Source organism: Ideonella alba, assembly GCF_018069845.1.
In the GTDB taxonomy this organism is placed as follows: domain Bacteria; phylum Pseudomonadota; class Gammaproteobacteria; order Burkholderiales; family Burkholderiaceae_C; genus Ideonella; species Ideonella alba.
Genome location: NZ_JAGQDD010000008.1, coordinates 135,486 through 153,227, shown reverse-complemented (window position 1 = coordinate 153,227; position 17,742 = coordinate 135,486). Strand labels below are relative to the sequence as shown.

20 protein-coding genes are annotated in these 17,742 nt (G+C 69.8%); 9 read left to right on the top strand and 11 right to left on the bottom strand.

Annotation, left to right across the window (positions count from 1 at the left end):
- Positions 1 to 52 precede the first annotated feature (52 nt).
- A complete protein-coding gene (upp, locus tag KAK03_RS12970; protein ID WP_210854374.1) occupies positions 53 to 694 on the top strand; it encodes a uracil phosphoribosyltransferase in 642 nt (213 codons plus the stop codon).
- On the top strand, positions 691 to 1,026 hold the full coding sequence (locus KAK03_RS12965) for a hypothetical protein (protein ID WP_210854373.1): 336 nt from the start codon (positions 691 to 693) through the stop codon (positions 1,024 to 1,026). Before upp ends, KAK03_RS12965 begins: the two co-directional genes overlap by 4 nt.
- A 6-nt stretch (positions 1,027 to 1,032) precedes the next feature.
- Here the strand turns inward: KAK03_RS12965 and KAK03_RS12960 are convergent, their stop codons facing one another.
- From KAK03_RS12960 to KAK03_RS12915, 10 genes are all read right to left on the bottom strand, one after another.
- Positions 1,033 to 1,557 carry a chromate transporter gene (locus KAK03_RS12960; RefSeq protein WP_310738589.1) on the bottom strand — a complete coding sequence of 175 codons (525 nt, stop codon included), beginning with the start codon at positions 1,555 to 1,557 and terminating at the stop codon, positions 1,033 to 1,035.
- A complete protein-coding gene (locus KAK03_RS12955) occupies positions 1,554 to 2,129 on the bottom strand; it encodes a chromate transporter (protein ID WP_210854371.1) in 576 nt (191 codons plus the stop codon). Before KAK03_RS12955 ends, KAK03_RS12960 begins: the two co-directional genes overlap by 4 nt.
- A complete protein-coding gene (locus KAK03_RS12950; RefSeq protein ID WP_210854370.1) occupies positions 2,122 to 3,309 on the bottom strand; it encodes an MFS transporter in 1,188 nt (395 codons plus the stop codon). The genes KAK03_RS12955 and KAK03_RS12950 overlap by 8 nt, the downstream gene beginning before the upstream one ends.
- Positions 3,306 to 4,313, bottom strand: coding sequence for a D-2-hydroxyacid dehydrogenase family protein (locus tag KAK03_RS12945; RefSeq protein ID WP_210854369.1), 1,008 nt, complete (start codon positions 4,311 to 4,313; stop codon positions 3,306 to 3,308). The genes KAK03_RS12950 and KAK03_RS12945 overlap by 4 nt, the downstream gene beginning before the upstream one ends.
- Before the next feature lie 36 nt (positions 4,314 to 4,349).
- The gene (locus tag KAK03_RS12940; protein ID WP_210854368.1) at positions 4,350 to 4,772 is read right to left on the bottom strand and encodes a hypothetical protein; all 423 of its coding nucleotides are present in this window, start codon (positions 4,770 to 4,772) and stop codon (positions 4,350 to 4,352) included.
- Positions 4,750 to 5,229: a hypothetical protein gene (locus KAK03_RS12935; RefSeq protein WP_210854367.1), complete on the bottom strand. Its 480-nt coding sequence runs from the start codon at positions 5,227 to 5,229 to the stop codon at positions 4,750 to 4,752. The genes KAK03_RS12940 and KAK03_RS12935 overlap by 23 nt, the downstream gene beginning before the upstream one ends.
- Positions 5,230 to 5,338: 109 nt before the next feature.
- The gene (nth, locus tag KAK03_RS12930; protein ID WP_210854429.1) at positions 5,339 to 5,965 is read right to left on the bottom strand and encodes an endonuclease III; all 627 of its coding nucleotides are present in this window, start codon (positions 5,963 to 5,965) and stop codon (positions 5,339 to 5,341) included.
- On the bottom strand, positions 5,965 to 6,855 hold the full coding sequence (locus tag KAK03_RS12925; RefSeq protein ID WP_210854366.1) for a DMT family transporter: 891 nt from the start codon (positions 6,853 to 6,855) through the stop codon (positions 5,965 to 5,967). Before KAK03_RS12925 ends, nth begins: the two co-directional genes overlap by 1 nt.
- Positions 6,852 to 7,532 (bottom strand): electron transport complex subunit RsxB, encoded by a 681-nt coding sequence (gene rsxB, locus KAK03_RS12920; RefSeq protein ID WP_210854428.1) that lies wholly within the window; start codon positions 7,530 to 7,532, stop codon positions 6,852 to 6,854. Before rsxB ends, KAK03_RS12925 begins: the two co-directional genes overlap by 4 nt.
- A 133-nt stretch (positions 7,533 to 7,665) precedes the next feature.
- Entirely contained in the window at positions 7,666 to 9,144 is a 1,479-nt protein-coding gene (locus KAK03_RS12915; protein WP_210854365.1) for a polyhydroxyalkanoate depolymerase, read from the bottom strand.
- A gap of 363 nt (positions 9,145 to 9,507) precedes the next feature.
- On the opposite strand from KAK03_RS12915, the gene KAK03_RS12910 reads away from it, so the two are divergent.
- Complete coding sequence (locus KAK03_RS12910; protein WP_310738587.1) at positions 9,508 to 11,013, top strand: methyl-accepting chemotaxis protein; 1,506 nt, start codon at positions 9,508 to 9,510, stop codon at positions 11,011 to 11,013.
- 64 nt (positions 11,014 to 11,077) lie between these two features.
- Here the strand turns inward: KAK03_RS12910 and KAK03_RS12905 are convergent, their stop codons facing one another.
- Positions 11,078 to 12,274, bottom strand: a complete 1,197-nt coding sequence (locus tag KAK03_RS12905) for an amino acid aminotransferase (RefSeq protein ID WP_210854364.1) — start codon at positions 12,272 to 12,274, stop codon at positions 11,078 to 11,080.
- Positions 12,275 to 12,418: 144 nt separating this feature from the next.
- Between KAK03_RS12905 and uvrB the strand changes: the two genes are divergently transcribed.
- The 6 genes from uvrB to iscA all read left to right on the top strand — a co-directional run bounded on the left by uvrB (position 12,419) and on the right by iscA (position 17,689).
- Positions 12,419 to 14,527 (top strand): excinuclease ABC subunit UvrB, encoded by a 2,109-nt coding sequence (gene uvrB, locus KAK03_RS12900; RefSeq protein ID WP_210854363.1) that lies wholly within the window; start codon positions 12,419 to 12,421, stop codon positions 14,525 to 14,527.
- Positions 14,524 to 15,000, top strand: a complete 477-nt coding sequence (locus KAK03_RS12895) for a low molecular weight protein-tyrosine-phosphatase (RefSeq protein ID WP_247661130.1) — start codon at positions 14,524 to 14,526, stop codon at positions 14,998 to 15,000. Before uvrB ends, KAK03_RS12895 begins: the two co-directional genes overlap by 4 nt.
- A gap of 125 nt (positions 15,001 to 15,125) precedes the next feature.
- A complete protein-coding gene (gene iscR, locus KAK03_RS12890; protein ID WP_210854362.1) occupies positions 15,126 to 15,659 on the top strand; it encodes a Fe-S cluster assembly transcriptional regulator IscR in 534 nt (177 codons plus the stop codon).
- A gap of 54 nt (positions 15,660 to 15,713) precedes the next feature.
- On the top strand, positions 15,714 to 16,937 hold the full coding sequence (locus KAK03_RS12885; protein ID WP_210854361.1) for an IscS subfamily cysteine desulfurase: 1,224 nt from the start codon (positions 15,714 to 15,716) through the stop codon (positions 16,935 to 16,937).
- Positions 16,938 to 16,965: 28 nt separating this feature from the next.
- Positions 16,966 to 17,361 (top strand): Fe-S cluster assembly scaffold IscU, encoded by a 396-nt coding sequence (gene iscU, locus KAK03_RS12880; protein WP_210854360.1) that lies wholly within the window; start codon positions 16,966 to 16,968, stop codon positions 17,359 to 17,361.
- A 4-nt stretch (positions 17,362 to 17,365) separates the two neighbouring features.
- The gene (gene iscA / locus KAK03_RS12875; protein WP_210854359.1) at positions 17,366 to 17,689 is read left to right on the top strand and encodes an iron-sulfur cluster assembly protein IscA; all 324 of its coding nucleotides are present in this window, start codon (positions 17,366 to 17,368) and stop codon (positions 17,687 to 17,689) included.
- Positions 17,690 to 17,742: the final 53 nt, after the last annotated feature.

Genomic DNA, 17,742 nt, shown 5'->3' with positions numbered 1-17,742 from the left:
TCCGGCGCAGGCGGCCGGCCCGGCCGCCGCTGCCCCCCGGATCCACGCCGCCATGCCCGTCATTGCCGTTCCCCACCCGCTGGTCCGCCACAAGGTCGGACTGCTGCGCGAAGCAGACATCTCGACCAAGAAGTTCCGCGAGCTCACCGGCGAGCTGGCCCGCCTGCTGGCCTATGAGGCCACGGCCGACTTTCCGCTGGGCAAGGTGACGATCGACTGCTGGAGCGGACCGGTCGAGGTGGACCAGATCGCCGGCCGCAAGGTCACGGTGGTGCCCATCCTGCGCGCCGGCCTGGGCATGCTCGACGGCGTGCTGGACATGATCCCCAACGCCAAGGTCAGCGTGGTCGGCCTGGCGCGCGACCACGAAACGCTGCAGCCGGTGAACTACTTCGAGAAGTTCGTCGGCCACCTGGACGAGCGCACCGCGCTGATCATCGACCCGATGCTGGCCACCGCCGGCTCGATGATCGCCACGATTGACCTGCTCAAGCGCCGCGGCTGCAAGGACATCCGCGCGCTGGTGCTGGTGGCGGCGCCGGAGGGCATCGCGGCGCTGGAGAAGGCCCATCCCGAGGTGCGCTGCTGGACCGCCTCGATCGACAGCCACCTCAACGAGCACGGCTACATCATCCCCGGCCTGGGCGATGCCGGCGACAAGATCTTTGGTACCAAGGACGAGGACACCCGATGAGCAAGGCCCTTGCGCTGGCCCTGGTGGCGCTGCTGGCTGTGGCCGGCTGCACCCAGGAAAAGCAGAACCAGATCAAGCGCGAGATCCAGAACTGGACCGGCACCGACGGCGTGCTGGAGATCTACGCCGGCAACCAGGTGGTCAAGCGCTTCCTGAAGATCGACAAGCTCAGCACCGCACTGGGCACCGACGACAACCTGCCGCGCCACTACCGCTTCGGCTACGGTGTGCTCGACGAGAACCTCAACGGCAAGGTCGACGAGGGCGAGAAGCGGGTGTATTTCGAGCTGGGCGATTATGTCCAGTACGTCTTCTTCGACAACCCGCACTGAGCCCGCTCAGACCCAGCCCAGCGCGCCCGCCAGCGCGCCGGCCGCGATCGGCCACAGCGGGTTGAGCTTGGTGCGCCAGGCCAGCAGCACCGTGCCCAGCACCAGCAGCCAGGCTGCCGGTTGCTGCAAGGTGGGGCGCGCCAGCAGCCAGCCGGTGGCCAGCACCAGGCCCAGCGTCACCGGCGCCAGGCCGGCCACGAAGGCGCGCACGCCGCGGGTGTCGCGGCGGCGCGAGCCCCAGCGCGAGACCACCAGCGTCAGCACCGTGCTGGGCAGCAGCATGCCGCTCATCGCCGCCAGCGCGCCGGCCAGCCCGGCCACGTTGTAGCCCACCACGGCGACGAACAGCAGGTTGGGGCCCGGCGCGGCCTGGGCCAGGGCCACCGAGCCGGTGAAGTCGGCATCGCTGAGCCAGCCGTGTTCGATCACCACATGGCGGTGCAACTCGGGCACGGTGGCCACCGCGCCGCCGATGGCCAGCAGCGACAGCGTCAGGCAGTGCAGGAACAGCCAGGGCAGGGTGTCGATCACCGGTCGTCCTCCTGTCCCAGGCGCCACCAGGCCAGGCCCAGACCCAGCAGGCCCACCAGCGGCAGCACCGCCACCAGCGGCCAGCGCAGCACGCCCACCAGCAGCAGCGTCAGGGCCGCCAGCGGTACCCACAGCGCGCGGCCCAGCGGGTTGCGCGCCAGCGTGGGCAGCAGCTTCAGGCCCATGGCGAAGATCAGGCCGGCCGACACCGCCCCCATGCCGCGCACTGCGCCCACCACCGCCGGCTGGTCGGCCAAGCCCTGGTACAGCGCCGCCAGCGCCAGGACCAGGGCCGTGGGCACCACCAGCATGCCGGCCACCGCCGCCAGCGCGCCGCGCAGGCCGAACCAGCGGTCGCCCACCATCAGTGACAAGTTCACCACGTTCGGCCCGGGCAGCACCTGGCCGACGGACAGCAACTCGGCGAACTCGGCGGCCGTGAGCCAGCCCAGGCGGTCGACCAGTTCGCGCTGGGCGATCGGCAGCACCCCGCCGAAACCCATCAGCGATAGCCGGGTGAAGGCCAGGAAGACATCCCGCAGACCCCGCGGGCGGGCACGGGCTTCAGACATGGGTCGGGTCCCGGGCGATGCGTCGGGACACCCAGTGGCTCAGCGCCATCGCGGCCAGCATCCAGGCCAGCGCGATCCAGTGCAGGCGCACATAAGGGGGCTGACCGGCCGCCAGGCTGGCCGCCACCACCGCGCCGCCGCCGCCAGCGCCCAGCGCCTGGCCCAGGTAGATGGCCGAGGTGTTCAGCGCCATCAGCGCCGGTGCCAGCGCCGGAGCCGCCTGGCTCAGCCGGGCCTGCTGGGCCGAATTGCTGGCGAAGCCGGTCAGCGCCCAGGGCAGCAGCACCAGCGGCATCAGCCACAGCTGGCCGGCCAGCGGCCACAGGGCCATGCTCAGGGCCATGCCCGCCAGCGACCAGGCCACCGCACGGCCGGCGCCGACGCGGTCGACATGGCGGCTCAGCAGCACATTGCCCAGCAAGCCGAAACCGCCGAACCAGAAGAAGAGGGCACTGATCTGCGCCGCGTCCGCCTGCAGCACCTGGCGGTAGAAGGGCGCGAAGTAGGCGAACAGCGTGAACTGGCCGGAGCCCGACAGCGCGGTGACCGCCACCATGGCCATCAGCACCGGGTGGGTCAGCAGCTCGCGCCACTGGTCCAGGCCCAGGCTGGGCGGGCGCACGCCTTCGGGCACCGCGCGCCAGACCGCCCAGGCCGACAGTGCCGACAGCAGGGTCACCAGCCCGAAGGCCCAGCGCCAGCCGAAGGTCTCGCCGATGAAGCTGTGCAGCGGCATGCCCAGCACCGAGGCCACCGACCAGCCCAGGAAGACGAAGGTGATGGCCCGGCCGCGTCGCTCGGGCGGCGCCATCCAGGCGATCGCCGCGGCGGCCTGCGGCGTGAACACCGCGGCGGCCAGCACCGACAGCGCCCGCACCGGCAGCAGCGCCGCGTAGTCGGGCATCAGCGCGCTGGCGGCGTGGCCCAGCGCGTACCAGGCCAGGGCCAGCGCCAGCAGGCGCCGGCGGTCCCAGCCCGCGCACAGCGCGGCCAGGATCGGCGCGCCCAGCGACATGGCCAGCGCCGCCACCGTGATCAGCTGCCCGGCGGCGGCCACGCTGACCTGCAGCGAGCGCGTCAGGTCGTTCAGCGAGCCGGCCACCACCATCACGCCGCAGCCGATGGCGAAATTGCCGGCCAGCAGCGACCAGCTGGCCCGGCGCAGTGCGGCGTCGCTCACCGCAGGACCTTCAGCGCCTCGGGGTTGACGATGTTGGTCGGCGTGCCTTGGACGAAGTTGACGACGTTGTCGAACGCCGCCCCGAAGTACTGCTCGTAGCTGTCCTGCTCGACATAGCCGATGTGCGGCGTGCAGATCGCGTTCTCCAGGCGCAGCAGCGGGTGGCCTTGCAGGATCGGTTCGGTCTCGAAGACATCGACAGCGGCCATGCCGGGCCGCCCACGGTTGAGCGCCGCCACCAGTGCGCTGTCCTCGACCAGCTCGGCGCGCGAGGTGTTGACGAACAGGCTGGTCGGCTTCATCCGCGCCAGGTCGGCCGAGGTGACCAGGTGGCGCGTGGTGTCGGCCAGGCGCAGGTGCACGGTGAGCACGTCGGACTGCTCGAACAGCGCCTCGCGGGCTTCGAACACGCCGTAGCCATCGTCGCGGGCGCGCTGGCGGCTGTCGCCGCTGGCCCAGACCCGCACCTCCATGCCGAAGGCGCGGCCGTAGCCGGCGACCAGCGCGCCGATCTTGCCGTAGCCCCAGATGCCCAGCACCTTGTCCTTGAGCAGCATGCCCAGGCCGAAATTGGGCGGCATCGACTGCGACTTCAGCCCGGCCTGCTGCCAGGCGCCATGCTTGAGGTTGCCGATGTACTGGGGCAGGCGGCGCATGGCCGCCATGATCAGGGCCCAGGTGAGCTCGGCCGGCGCGTGCGGCGAACCCACGCCTTCGGCCACCGCGATGCCCAGCCGCGTGCAGGCGGCGACGTCGATGTGCGGCCCGACACGGCCGGTCTGGGCGATCAGGCGCAGGCGCGGCAGCTTCTCCAGCAGCTGGCGGTTGAAGGTGGTGCGCTCGCGGATGGCGACCAGGACCTCGGCGTCGCGCAGCCTCACCGACAGCTGGCCCAGGCCCTTGACGGTGTTGGTGAACACCTTGGCCTGCAGATCGTTCAGCTTGGTCGCGCAGCGCAGCTTGCGCACCGCATCCTGGTAGTCGTCAAGGATGATGATGTTCACGTCCCCGATTGTGCACCGGGGACGCGGGCCGACCGCTCAGCGCAGGGGCATCTGGCGCGTGTTGCGTGCGGCGTCCAGGCTGGGCATGGGCACACCCGCCGGGGGCACACCGGGCATCAGGTGCGAGCTGCCGAAGGCCTGGGGGAAGACGCCATCGATCGCGCGGTAGAGCTCGGCGCGCAGGGCCAGTGCGTCGGCGCTGTTGCCGGACTGGGCGGCCAGCACCGGGCCGCGCAGCAGCCACAGGTCCATCGGGTCGGTGGCCAGGCGGACCTTTTCCTGCAGCCATTGGCCCTTGCGGTCCTGCAAGGGCTCGACGGCCCGCATGAACATGGTCTTCAGGTCGACAAAGGCGCGGCGGGCAGCCAGCCGGGCCAGGCGGTCACCGGGCAGGCCGGCCAGCGCCGTGGCGACGATGGCGGCATCCGAGCCCGTGTCAGGCAGCGTGGTCGTGTCCATGGGGAAGCGCGCTCCGTTGGGCCACAGCCCGGGTGTCGACAGGAAAGTGGCGGTTCACCGCGACCAGGCGGCGTTCGGCCTCGCGCTGGTCCAGGTGGCGGGCGATCAGGCCGTAGAGCTCGGCGCGCAGATGCCACAGCTCGCGCAGCGAGCGGGCATGGGCGGCGCGCTGGCGCAGGTCCTGGGCGTCGCGGGTGAGCAGGCCGTTGAGGGCGGTGCAGAAGTCCTGCCGGGCCAGCGTGAGCTTGGGTCCGGGGTGGGGTTCCGCGGTCTGGGCGTCCTCGCGCAGCCACTGCCACAGCGACTGCCAGACCGAATCGGCCTGCCCCCAGCGCGCCGGTGGCCGGACATCCATCCGGGCCAGGGTGCTGGAAGGCGCGGTGGCCGGGCGCCAGCCCATCAGGCGGGCCAGCCAACGGCCTGCGGGCGCGGAAGGGGTGGGGGTACGGCGGAACATGGGCTCATCGTGACAGCCCGGTGCCGCCGCGATGGCCGGAAAAGCCAGCCCGGTGGCGGTCAGTTCATGCCGTCGTCACACGGCGGCGGGCGTGGCCCGGCCGTGCGCGTCACAGGCCGCGGCGCTCGCACACCGCATGCACCTGGCAGCGGCTGCACTGCGGCGACCGCGCGGTGCAGACATAGCGCCCGTGCAGGATCAGCCAGTGGTGGGCGTCGACCCGGTAGGCGGGCGGCACGCGTTCGAGCAGGGCCCGCTCCACCGCCAGCACGTCCTTGCCGGGCGCCAGCCCGGTGCGGTTGGAGACCCGGAAGATGTGGGTGTCCACCGCCATCGTCGGCTCGCCGAACGCGACATTGAGCACCACGTTGGCGGTCTTGCGGCCGACGCCGGGCAGCGCCTCCAGGGCCTCGCGGCTGCGCGGCACCCGGCCGCCGTGCTGCTCGACCAGGATGCGGCAGGTGGCGACCAGGTTTTTCGCCTTGGTGCGGAACAGGCCGATGGTCTGGATGTGCCGCTCGACCTGCTCGACCCCCAGCGCCAGCATCTTTCCGGGCGTGGGCGCGCGGGCGAAGAGGGCGCGCGTGGCCTTGTTGACGCTGACGTCGGTGGCCTGCGCCGACAGCAAGACCGCGGCCAGCAGCTCGAACACGTTGGTGAAGGCGAGTTCGGTCTCGGGATGCGGGTTGGCCCGCTGCAGCGTGGCGAAGAAGGTCTCGACCTGGGCGGGCGTCATCATCGGCGGCGGGCGGCAAGCAGGGGGTGGAGCTGGACCAGCAGGATGCTGCCCAGGATGGTGGCACAACCGGCCAGGCCGGCCGGGCCCAGGCGGTCGCCCATCAGCCAGGCGCCGAACAGGGCGGCGAACAGGGTCTCGGACGACAGCAGGATGGCCGCATCGGCCGGCGGCGCATGGCGCTGGCCCACCACCTGCAGCGTGAAGGCCACGCCCACCGACAGCACGCCGGTGTAGGCGATCGCGCCGGCGGCCACCCGCAGGCCGTCCCAGCTGACCGGCTCCAGGGCCAGGCCGGCGGCAGTGGCCACCAGACCGCAGACCAGGAACTGCGCGCAGGCCAGCAGGTAGGCGCCGCGCATGCGGTTGGCGACGCGGCCCACCCACAGCACATGGAAGGCCCAGGGCAGGCTGCTGGCGATCACCCAGGCGTCGCCGCGGCCGATGTCCAGCGTGGCGCCGCCGGCCAGCAGCCAGGTGCCGGTCAGGCAGCCCAGCGCGGCGGGCCAGACGATCCAGTCGGGACGTTCACGGTGCACGAGCCAGGCGATGATCGGCACCAGCGGCACGTACAGGGCCGTCAGGAAGCCGGCGTTGGTGACCGTGGTGGCCATCAGGCCGAACTGCTGCATCACCACGCCGGCGGTCAGCAACGCGCCCAGCAGGCCCACCTGGCGCCACTCGCGGGCACCGGGGCGGTGGTCCCGGGCGCGCAGCTGGCCCCACTCGCGCCAGGCCAGCGGCGCCACCACCGCAGCGCCCAGCAGGAAACGCAGGCCGGTGAAGGCCAGGGGACCGACACCGTCCATGCCCAGCACCTGCGCGACGAAGGCCGAACCCCAGATCACCGACGCCAGCAGCAGAAGGCCATTGGCCTGCCAGCGCGTCATCCGCCACCGTCCTGGCGGGCCTTGGCGCGGGCCATGGCGGCTTCGATCACGGCGCGCTTCCTGGCCAGAACGTCGGGGTCGGTGTGCAGCGACTGGTTCTCCAGGTCGGCCAGCTTGTGCGCCGCCTTGGCGGCCAGCCGGGCGTCGTTCTCCTGCTTGTCGCGCACGACGCGGAGCTGGTGGAAGGCGTAGCGCTGGCGCGCCTGCTGGGCCAGCTCGGGGCTCCAGGCGTCCCAGCCGGTGCGTGGCGTGGTGACCGCCTCCATCGAGATGCAGTCCACCGGGCAGGCCGGCACGCACAGCTCACAGCCGGTGCAGTCGGCTTCGACGATGGTGTGCATGCGCTTGGAGGCGCCCAGGATGCAATCGACCGGGCAGGCCTTGATGCACAGCGTGCAGCCGATGCACCAGGCCTCGTCGATCACCGCCACGGCGCGCGGCCGCTCCGGGCCATGCTCGATGTTCAGCGGGATCACCGGCCGTCCGGTCACCTCTGACAGCCGGGCAATCCCCTGGGCACCGCCGGGCGGGCACTGGTTGATCGCCGCCTCGCCGGCGGCGATCGCGTGGCCGTAGGTGGCGCAGTCGCGGTAGCCGCAGCGGGTGCACTGGGTCTGCGGCAGGACGGCATCGATGCGCCGCGCCAGCGCCTGGCCGGCGTCGTCGAGCGGGGGCAACTGGTCGCGGCCGATCGGGGCCGGGGGCAGGCCGGAAACAGGCGGGGCCGCGTCAGGCGCGGCCCCGTGGGGGTCTGGCAGGTTCACGCACCGGATTATCCCGCGAGCCGCGGGCGCCCGGGCTTGACGGCACTCAGCCGCGTGCGGTCTTGCGCGTGGCCTTGGCGGGGACCTTGCGAGGCGCTTTGGTGGCAGGCTGGGCGCTGGCCTGGACAGCCGGCTGGGCCGGCGCCGCCAACTCGGCCGGCTTCACGGCCGCCGGCCTGGAACGCTTGGCGGCAGGCTTGGCGACCTTCGTCGCCGCTGGCGTGGCCGCCGGTGTGGCAGACGGCTTGGCCGGCTTGCGGCCGGGCAGGTCCAGCTTGTTGGCGTCCTCGTTGAAACGCTGGATGAAGCGGCGGACCTCCGGGTAGACCATCTCGCGCCAGCGGCGGCCCGAGAAGATGCCGTAGTGGCCCGCGCCGGCCACGTCATAGTGGAACTGGCGCTCCTTGGGGATGCCTGTGCACAGCTCATGCGCGGCCTTGGTCTGGCCGGCGCCGGAGATGTCGTCCAGCTCGCCCTCCACCGTCAGCAGCGCGGTGGTGCTGATGTCGGCCGGCTGCACCGTGGTGCCCTTGACCACCCAGGTGCCGTTGACCAGGGCGAAATCCTGGAACACGGTCTTGATGGTTTCCAGGTAGTACTCGGCGGGCATGTCCAGCACGGCGTTGTACTCGTCGTAGAACTGGCGGTGCGAATCGACCGAGTCGTCATCGCCGCGGACCAGGTCCAGGAAATAGTCGTAGTGCGAGTTCAGGTGGCGGTCGGGGTTCATCGCCACGAAACCGGTGTGCTGCAGGAAGCCGGGGTAGACACGGCGGCCGGCGCCGGGGAAGTTCGGCGGCACGCGGTAGATGACGTTGTTCTCGAACCAGGAATGGCTCTTGTTCATCGCCAGGTTGTTGACCGCGGTGGGCGACTTGCGGGCGTCGATCGGGCCGCCCATCATGGTCATGGTGCGCGGCGTGGCTTCGCCGTGGGTGGCCATCAGCGACACCGCGGCCAGCACCGGCACGGTGGGCTGGCAGACCGAGATGACATTCACCTCGGGGCCGATGTGACGGATGAACTCCTGCACATAGGCGACATAGTCGTTCAGGTGGAACGGGCCCACCTCGGTGGGCACCATGCGGGCGTCGGTCCAGTCGGTGATGAACACCTTGTGGTCCTGCAGCAGGCTGCGCACGGTGTCGCGCAGCAGCGTGGAGTGGTGCCCCGACAGTGGCGCCACCACCAGCACCAGCGGGTGCTGCTTCATGTCGGCCAGGGCGGTGGGGTCGTCGGTGAAGCGCTTGAAGCGGATCAGGCGGCAGAAGGGCTTGTCGATGACCACCTGCTCCTGCACCGCGACGTCGACGTTGTCGACCTTGACCGTCTTGATGCCGAACTCGGGCTTCTCGTACTCCTTGGCCAGACGGTGCATCAGGTCCAGGCCGGCGGCCACGCGCTGGGCCATCGGGGTGTGGGTGAAGGGCGACAGCGGGTGGCTGTACAGCTTGGCCGAGGCGCTGGCGAACTCGGAGAACGGTGCCATCAGGGCACGCTGGGTTTCGTAGAGTTGATACAGCATCGCGGTGGCTCCAGGAATGACTTGAGAGACGTCAAGGGTCGGACGGCATGATGCACCCGCCTCGCTGAGAGGACGCTGACATCCAAGGCTCTATTGTGCACTGCAGCATGGTTCAGTGGCGTACGTGTCTCTCCGCACAGTGACATCCCCGATGCTGCGATGGGACGCGCAGCGGGAATCCACCGAAAAAACCCGCTGAACTGTCCCGTTCTGGTGCAGTGCCGGCCCGCCGGAGGGAACTGCCCCGCTGCGGCGCCGCATTTCCGGGCTTCCGGGCGGCCGGCTTCGGCCACCATCCTGCACGCAACGTGGCCAGCCGCCGATCAGGCTGCAGCGGCGTCGACACACTGCAGGAGACGGTTTGTGAAGATCACCTGGCGCTGGCCCGTGGGGCCGATCACCTCCCGGGGCAAGATGGCCGCCATCATCCGGGGTGCGGTGCCCTTGAACACCTCGGTCAACCCGCTGAGTGCACTGGGCCGCACGCTGGGCCGGTTCCTGGCCCGCATCCGCGAGCTGGTGCTGATCGCCCGCGGTGGCAGCATCCGCACCGCGATCAATGCGGCCCATCTGAAGAAGCACGTGGACCTGAGCGCCCAGCGCGCCGGTCAGCAGCGTGAGGATGCGCAGGCACTGGCGGTCTCGGCGCAGCGGGTCACCGAGCTGTCCGGGCTGGTCGAGTGCGGCGCGCAGGAGATTGCCGACATGTCGGGCCGCAACCTCAGTGCGGCCGTCCAGTCGATGGACGAACTGGAGCGGGTGCGCGCTCGCATGAGCGAGATCGAGGCGACCGTGGCCACCTTCGCCGGCACGGTGCGCGAACTGGCCGAGGGCGCCAAGGCGATCGAGAGCATCGGCGGCGTCATCCAGGGCATCGCGATGCAGACCAACCTGCTGGCGCTGAACGCCGCCATCGAGGCCGCGCGGGCCGGCGAGGCCGGGCGCGGCTTCTCGGTCGTGGCGCAGGAGGTGCGCGGCCTGGCCGCCCGGGTGAATGCCGAAACGCGCGAGATCAGCGAACGCAGCGCCCGGATGATCCAGTTGGTGGAATCGACCACCGTGGGCACACAGCAGATCCGCGAGGGCGTGGAGCATTCGGTGGGTGAGGTCGGCAGCACTGCCGACCGCTTCGGCCATTTCATGCGCGATTTCCGGGCGATGACCAGCACCGTCGAGCAGATCGCCGGCTCGATCCAGGACCTGGCCAGCGTCAACCGCGAGATGAACCAGCGCATCGAGGCCGTCGCCGGCTCGGCCGAGCAGGTGCACCGGCTGATGGACGACGCCGCCCACCGGGTGGATGAGCTGCGCCTGGGCACCGAGGACATGCAGGGCGTGCTGGCCGAATTCCGCACCGGCGGCACCACCTTTGACGAGCTGGTGCAGGCCACCACCCGGCTGCGCCGCGACGTGGCGGAGGTCCTGCGCCGCCACGGTGCCAAGGGTCTGGACGTGTTCGACCGGCGTTACCAGCGGATCGAGCAGTCCAACCCGCCGCGTTTCCACACCAGCTACGACCAGGCGGTGGAGGCCGAGCTGCAGGCGCTGTACGACGCCGTGCTGGGCTCGCTGGGCGGCTGCGTCTATGCGCTGGCGGTGGACGCCCAGGGCTACGCCCCGGCGCACAACAAGGTGTTCTCCCAGCCCCCCACGGGCGATCCGGCGCAGGACCTGCTGCGCAGCCGCCACAAGCGCATCTTCGACGACCCGGTGGGGCAGAAGCTGGCGGCGAACCAGAAGCCCTTCCTGTTCCAGACCTACCTGCGCGACACCGGCGAGGTGATCAACGACATGTCGATGCCGATCTTCCTGGGCGACCGCCACTGGGGTGCGGTGCGGGTGGGCTTCGACAGCAGCCGCCTGTCCTGAACCTCCCGGCGTCCACGAAAAAGGCCCCGCGATGCGGGGCCTTGGTCCGTCAGGGCCAGCGGGTTCAGAGCACCTTGGCGATGGCCTCGGCAACGTAGCCGATGTTCTTCTCGTTGAGCGCCGCCACGCAGATGCGGCCCGAATCGACGCCATAGACGCCGAACTCGCTGCGCAGGCGCTCCATCTGGGGCTTGCTCAGGCCCGAGTAGCTGAACATGCCGCGCTGGCCGGCGATGAAGGACATGTCCTGCTGCACGCCCGCGGCCTTCAGGCGCTCGACCAGGGCCACGCGCATCGCCTTGATCCGGTTGCGCATGCCCGCCAGCTCCTGCTCCCACTGCGCGCGCAGCGCCGGCGTGGTCAGCACGGTGGCCACGACCTGGGCGCCGTGGGTGGGCGGGTTGGAGTAGTTGGTGCGGATGACGATCTTCAGTTGGCTCAGCACCTTGGCCTGCTCGTCCTTGCTGGCGCAGACCACGCTGAGCGCACCGACACGCTCGCCGTAGAGCGAGAAGCTCTTGGAGAACGAGGTGGAGACGAAGAAGTCGATGCCGGCGTCGACGAACTGCTGGATCACCGCGCCGTCTTCGGCGATGCCATCGCCGAAGCCCTGGTAGGCCATGTCCAGGAAGGCCACCAGGCCCTGGGCCTTGACCACCTCGACCACCTGGGCCCACTGGGCCGGGGTGATGTCGTAGCCGGTGGGGTTGTGGCAGCAGGCGTGCAGCACGACGATGGTGCCGGCCGGCGAGCCCTTCAGGCAGGCCAGCATGCCCTCGAAGTTGACACCGCGCCGGGCGGCGTCGTAGTAGGGGTAGGTGTCGACGGTGAAGCCGGCGTTGGTGAACAGCGCGCGGTGGTTTTCCCAGGACGGGTCGCTGATCAGCACCTTGGCGCCCGGGTTGACCTTCTTGAGGAAGTCGGCGCCGACCTTCAGGCCGCCGGTGCCGCCCAGGGCCTGCACCGTGGCCACGCGGCCAGCGGCCAGCAGCGGGCTGCCTTCGCCGAAGACCAGGCCCTGCACCGCCTTGTCGTAGGCGGCGATGCCGTCGATCGGCAGGTAGCCGCGGGCGCGGGCGGCCTCGATCAGCTGCTGCTCGGCGGCCTTGACGCAGGCCAGCAGCGGCAGTTTGCCGTTCTCGTCGGTGTAGACGCCGACGCCGAGGTTGACCTTGGCCGGATTGGCGTCGGCGTTGAATTGTTCGTTCAGACCCAGGATCGGGTCGCGCGGGGCCATTTCGACGGCGGCGAAGAGCGACATGCGTTGCCTCTGAAGGTGCGGGAGCGGGCGGGGGGACAGCGGCCCCGGCATCGAACGGCCGGATGCGCTACGCTGTCAGGTTCGCTCGTGGGCCGGCAGGCCCTTGAGCGGCGTCATTTTATCCGCAGCCCCGGGAATACCCCCATGACCGATGTGCACGAGGTGGATGCGCCGGCCGAAGGCCAGTTCGTCAGCTTCCCCGATTCGCCGTTCCAGCTGTTCCAGCCCTACCCGCCGGCGGGCGACCAGCCCACGGCCATTGACCAGCTGGTGGAAGGGGTGCAGGACGGCCTGGCCTGGCAGACGCTGCTGGGCGTGACCGGCTCAGGCAAGACCTTCACCATGGCCAACGTGATCGCCCGCCTGGGCCGCCCGGCCATCGTGTTTGCGCCCAACAAGACGCTGGCGGCCCAGCTGTACGCCGAGTTCCGCGAGTTCTTCCCGAAGAACGCGGTGGAGTACTTCGTCAGCTACTACGACTACTACCAGCCGGAGGCCTATGTGCCGCAGCGCGACCTGTTCATCGAGAAGGACAGCGCGATCAACGAGCACATCGAGCAGATGCGGCTGTCGGCGACCAAGAGCGTGCTGGAGCGGCGCGACACCATCGTCGTGGCCTCGGTCAGCGCGATCTACGGCATCGGCAAGCCCGAGGACTACACCCAGATGCGTTTCATCGCCCGGGTGGGCGACAAGATCGGCCAGCGCGATGCGATTGCCCAGCTGGTGCGCATGCAGTACACGCGCAATGACGTGGATTTCTCGCGTGGCAGCTTCCGGGTGCGCGGCGACACGATCGATGTCTTCCCGGCCGAGCACTCCGAGCTGGCGGTGCGGCTGGAGCTGTTTGACGACGAGATCGAGTCCCTGAGCCTGCTGGACCCGCTGACCGGCCGGGTGCGGCAGAAGATTCCGCGCTTCGTGATCTACCCCTCCAGCCACTACGTGACGCCGCGCGAGCAGGTGCTGGCGGCGATCGACGGCATCAAGGCCGAACTGCGCGAGCGGGTCGACTTCTTCGTCAAGGAGGGCAAGCTGGTCGAGGCGCAGCGCATCGAGCAGCGCACCCGGTTCGACCTGGAGATGCTGCAGGAGGTGGGCCACTGCAAGGGCATCGAGAACTACACCCGCCACCTCAGCGGCGCCAGGCCGGGCGATCCGCCGCCCACGATGGTCGACTACATGCCCAAGGACGCGCTGATGTTCCTGGACGAGAGCCATGTGCTGATCGGCCAGTTCGGCGGCATGTACAACGGCGACCGGGCCCGCAAGTCCACCCTGGTGGAGTACGGCTTCCGGCTGCCCAGCGCGATGGACAACCGGCCGCTGAAGTTCGACGAGTTCGAGCAGCGCATGCGCCAGTGCATCTTCGTCTCGGCCACCCCGGCCGACTACGAGAAGACCCACGCCGGCCAGGTGGTCGAGCAGCTGGTGCGGCCCACCGGCCTGGTCGATCCGCTGGTGGAGGTGCGCCCGGCCGGCACCCAGGTCGACGACCTGCTGCAGGAGATCCGCCTCACCACCGACAACGGCGAGCGGGTGCTGGTGACCACGCTGACCAAGCGCATGGCCGAGCAGCTGACCGACTACCTGACCGAGAACGGTGTCAAGGTGCGCTACCTGCACTCGGATGTCGACACGGTGGAGCGGGTCGAGATCCTGCGCGACCTGCGCCTGGGCCACTTCGACGTGCTGGTGGGCATCAACCTGCTGCGCGAGGGCCTGGACATCCCCGAGGTGTCGCTGGTGGCCATCCTCGACGCCGACAAGGAAGGCTTCCTGCGCGCCGAGCGCAGCCTGATCCAGACCATCGGCCGGGCGGCGCGCAACGTCAATGGCCGCGCCATCCTGTACGCCGACCGAATCACCGACTCGATGCGCCGGGCGATCGACGAGACCGAGCGCCGCCGCGCCAAGCAGATCGCCTACAACGAGGCCAACGGCATCGTCCCGCGCGGCATCCGCAAGCAGGTGCGCGACCTGATCGACGGCGTGGTGGCCGACAAGTCGGGCGCCGACGACCTGCGCCTGGCCCAGCAGGCGGCCGAGGTCGAGGCCTTGTCCGAGAAGGACCTGGGCAAGCGCATGAAGGCCCTGGAAAAGCAGATGCTGGAGCATGCGCGCAACCTGGAGTTCGAGAAGGCGGCGCGCATCCGCGACCAGCTCGCGCTGCTGCGTGAGCAGGCCTGGGGCGGCGGTGGCGGCCATGACAGCAACGTGGTGCCCCTGGTGGCCCAGGGGGGCAGCCGATGAGCGGCAAGGTGCGTGTGCTGATGGTCTGCACGGGCAACATCTGCCGCTCGCCCACCGCCGAGGGCGTGCTGCGGGCGCTGGCGGCGCAGGCCGGCTGGCGCCAGCGGCTGGAGGTGGACTCGGCCGGCACCACCGCCTACCACGTGGGCGAGCCGCCGGACGAGCGCAGCCAGGCGCATGCGCTGCGCCGCGGCTACGACCTGTCGGCCCAGCGGGCACGACAGGTGCAGGACGAGGATTTCCGCCGCTTCGACTGGATCCTGGCCATGGACCGCGGCCACCTGCGCGAGCTGCGCGACCGCGCGCCGGTGCTGGTGCACGACCGGATCCGGCTGCTGCTGGACTTCGCACCCGGTCTGGCGGGCCGGGACGTGCCGGACCCGTATTACGGCGGCGCCACCGGCTTCGAACAGGTGCTGGACCTGGTGGAAGAGGGCTGCCGCGGCTTCCTGGCCGAGGTGGCCCGGCGATGAATGCGGTGGGGCAGGGAACTTTCTGGCGCCAATCTCGACAAAAAGACTCGGGTTCCTCTATAATTGAGCAAATCACTCGGGTTCATCGGGCCCCCCCGCTGACCCCGGGCCGACTGGAGATTGACATGCGACTGACCACCAAGGGCCGCTTTGCGGTGACCGCCATGATCGACCTGGCGCTGCGCTCGACCAACGGGCCCGTGGCCCTGGCGGCCATCAGCCAACGCCAGCAGATTTCGCTGTCCTACCTGGAGCAGCTGTTCGGCAAGCTGCGCCGCCACGAACTGGTGGAAAGCACCCGTGGACCGGGCGGCGGCTACTCGCTGGGCCGCAAGGCCGACGAGATCAGCGTGGCCGACATCATCGTCGCGGTGGACGAGGCCCTGGACGCCACCGGCTGCGGCGGCAAGGAAAACTGCCAGGGTGACGATTCCGGACGCTGCATGACGCACGAGCTGTGGACCAACCTGAACGCCAAGATGATCGAGTACCTCGATTCGATCAGCCTGAAGAAGCTGGTCGATGAGCAGCTGGCCAAGGGCATCTCGATCGAGGAAGCACCGATCAAGCGTGCGATCAGCAGCACGCCGGTGGTCAAGCCGATCAAGGTGACGGCGCCGAACTCGGTGTTCGCGCTCGGCAACGCCTTCTCCAAGTAAAACCAATTCCCCTTTGAGACGGCTGCGGCCCACCGGGCCGGCCGCCGCTTCGCCATGGACATGACCCCGCACTTCCCGATCTACCTGGACTACGGCGCGACCACGCCGGTCGACCCGCGCGTCGTCGACGCCATGATCCCCTGGCTGCGCGAGCACTTCGGCAATCCCGCCTCGCGCTCGCACGCCTGGGGCTGGGAAGCCGAGGAAGCGGTGGAAAAGGCGCGTGGCCAGGTGGCCGAGCTGATCGGCGCCGACCCGCGCGAGATCGTCTGGACCAGCGGGGCCACCGAGTCCAACAACCTGGCGATCAAGGGGGCGGCGCACTTCTACGGCCCCACCAAGGGCAAGCACCTGATCACCGTGAAGACCGAGCACAAGGCCGTGCTTGACACGGTGCGAGAGCTGGAGCGCCAGGGCTTCGAGGCCACCTACCTGGATGTCCAGGCCGACGGCCTGCTGGACCTGGATGCCTTCAAGGCGGCGATCCGCCCCGACACCGTGCTGGCCTCGGTGATGCTGGTCAACAACGAGATCGGCGTGATCCAGGACATCCCGGCGATCGGCGCCATCTGCCGCGAACACGGTGTGCTGCTGCACGTCGACGCCGCCCAGGCCACCGGCAAGGTGGCGATCGACGTCAAGTCGCTGCCGGTCGACCTGATGAGCCTGGCCTCGCACAAGACCTACGGTCCCAAGGGCATCGGCGCGCTGTATGTGCGCCGCAAGCCGCGCGTGCGCCTGGAAGCCCAGATGCACGGCGGCGGCCACGAGCGCGGCCTGCGCTCGGGCACGCTGCCCACGCACCAGATCGTCGGCATGGGCGAGGCCTTCCGCATCGCCCGTGAGGAAATGGCCGGCGAACACGCCCGCATCCAGGCGCTGCATGACCGCCTGGTCAAGGGCCTGTCCGACATCGAGCAGACCTTCATCAACGGTCACCTGACGCAGCGGGTGCCTCACAACCTGAACATCTCCTTCAACTTCGTCGAGGGCGAGTCGCTGATCATGGGCGTCAAGGGCCTGGCGGTGTCCTCGGGCTCGGCCTGCACCTCGGCCAGCCTGGAGCCCAGCTACGTGCTGCGCGCGCTGGGCCGCTCGGACGAACTGGCGCACAGCAGCCTGCGCATGACCATCGGTCGCTTCACCACCGAGGAAGAGATCGACTATGCGGTGACCGTGCTGAAGGACCGCGTGGCCAGGCTGCGCGAGCTGTCGCCGCTGTGGGACATGTACAAGGACGGCATCGACATCTCCACCATCCAGTGGGCGGCGCACTGAGCGCACCAGTCCAACCAGGAGTACCGACATGGCATACAGCGACAAGGTCATCGACCACTACGAGAATCCCCGCAACGTCGGCGCCTTCGACAAGGGCGACGAGACCGTGGGCACCGGCATGGTGGGCGCGCCCGCCTGCGGCGACGTGATGAAGCTGCAGATCAAGGTCAACGCCGACACCGGCCTGATCGAGGACGCACGCTTCAAGACCTATGGCTGCGGCTCGGCGATCGCCAGCAGTTCGCTGGTCACCGAGTGGGTCAAGGGCAAGACCCTGGACCAGGCCCTGACCATCAAGAACACCCAGATCGCCGAGGAACTGGCGCTGCCGCCGGTGAAGATCCACTGCTCGATCCTGGCCGAGGACGCGATCAAGGCGGCGGTCGACGACTACCGCGCCCGTCACGGCGCCAAGGCGGACTGATCCGATGGCTGTCACCCTGACCGAGGCGGCTGCCCGTCACGTCACCCGCTACCTGGCCCGGCGTGGCAAAGGGGTGGGCGTGCGGCTGGGCGTCAAGACCACCGGCTGCTCGGGCCTGGCCTACAAGCTGGAGTACGCCGACGATGTGGCGCCCGAGGACATCGTCTTCGAGGGCCACGGCGTGAAGGTGCTGATCGACCCGAAAAGCCTGCCGTACCTTGACGGCACCGAGCTCGATTTCGTCCGCGAGGGCCTGAACGAGGGCTTCAAGTTCCACAACCCGCGCGAGAAGGACCGCTGCGGCTGCGGCGAATCGTTCCGCGTCTGACCGACAATAGCTGCCTGGTCCGCCGGGGCGCCGCGCCTGTCGCCGCGCCCTTT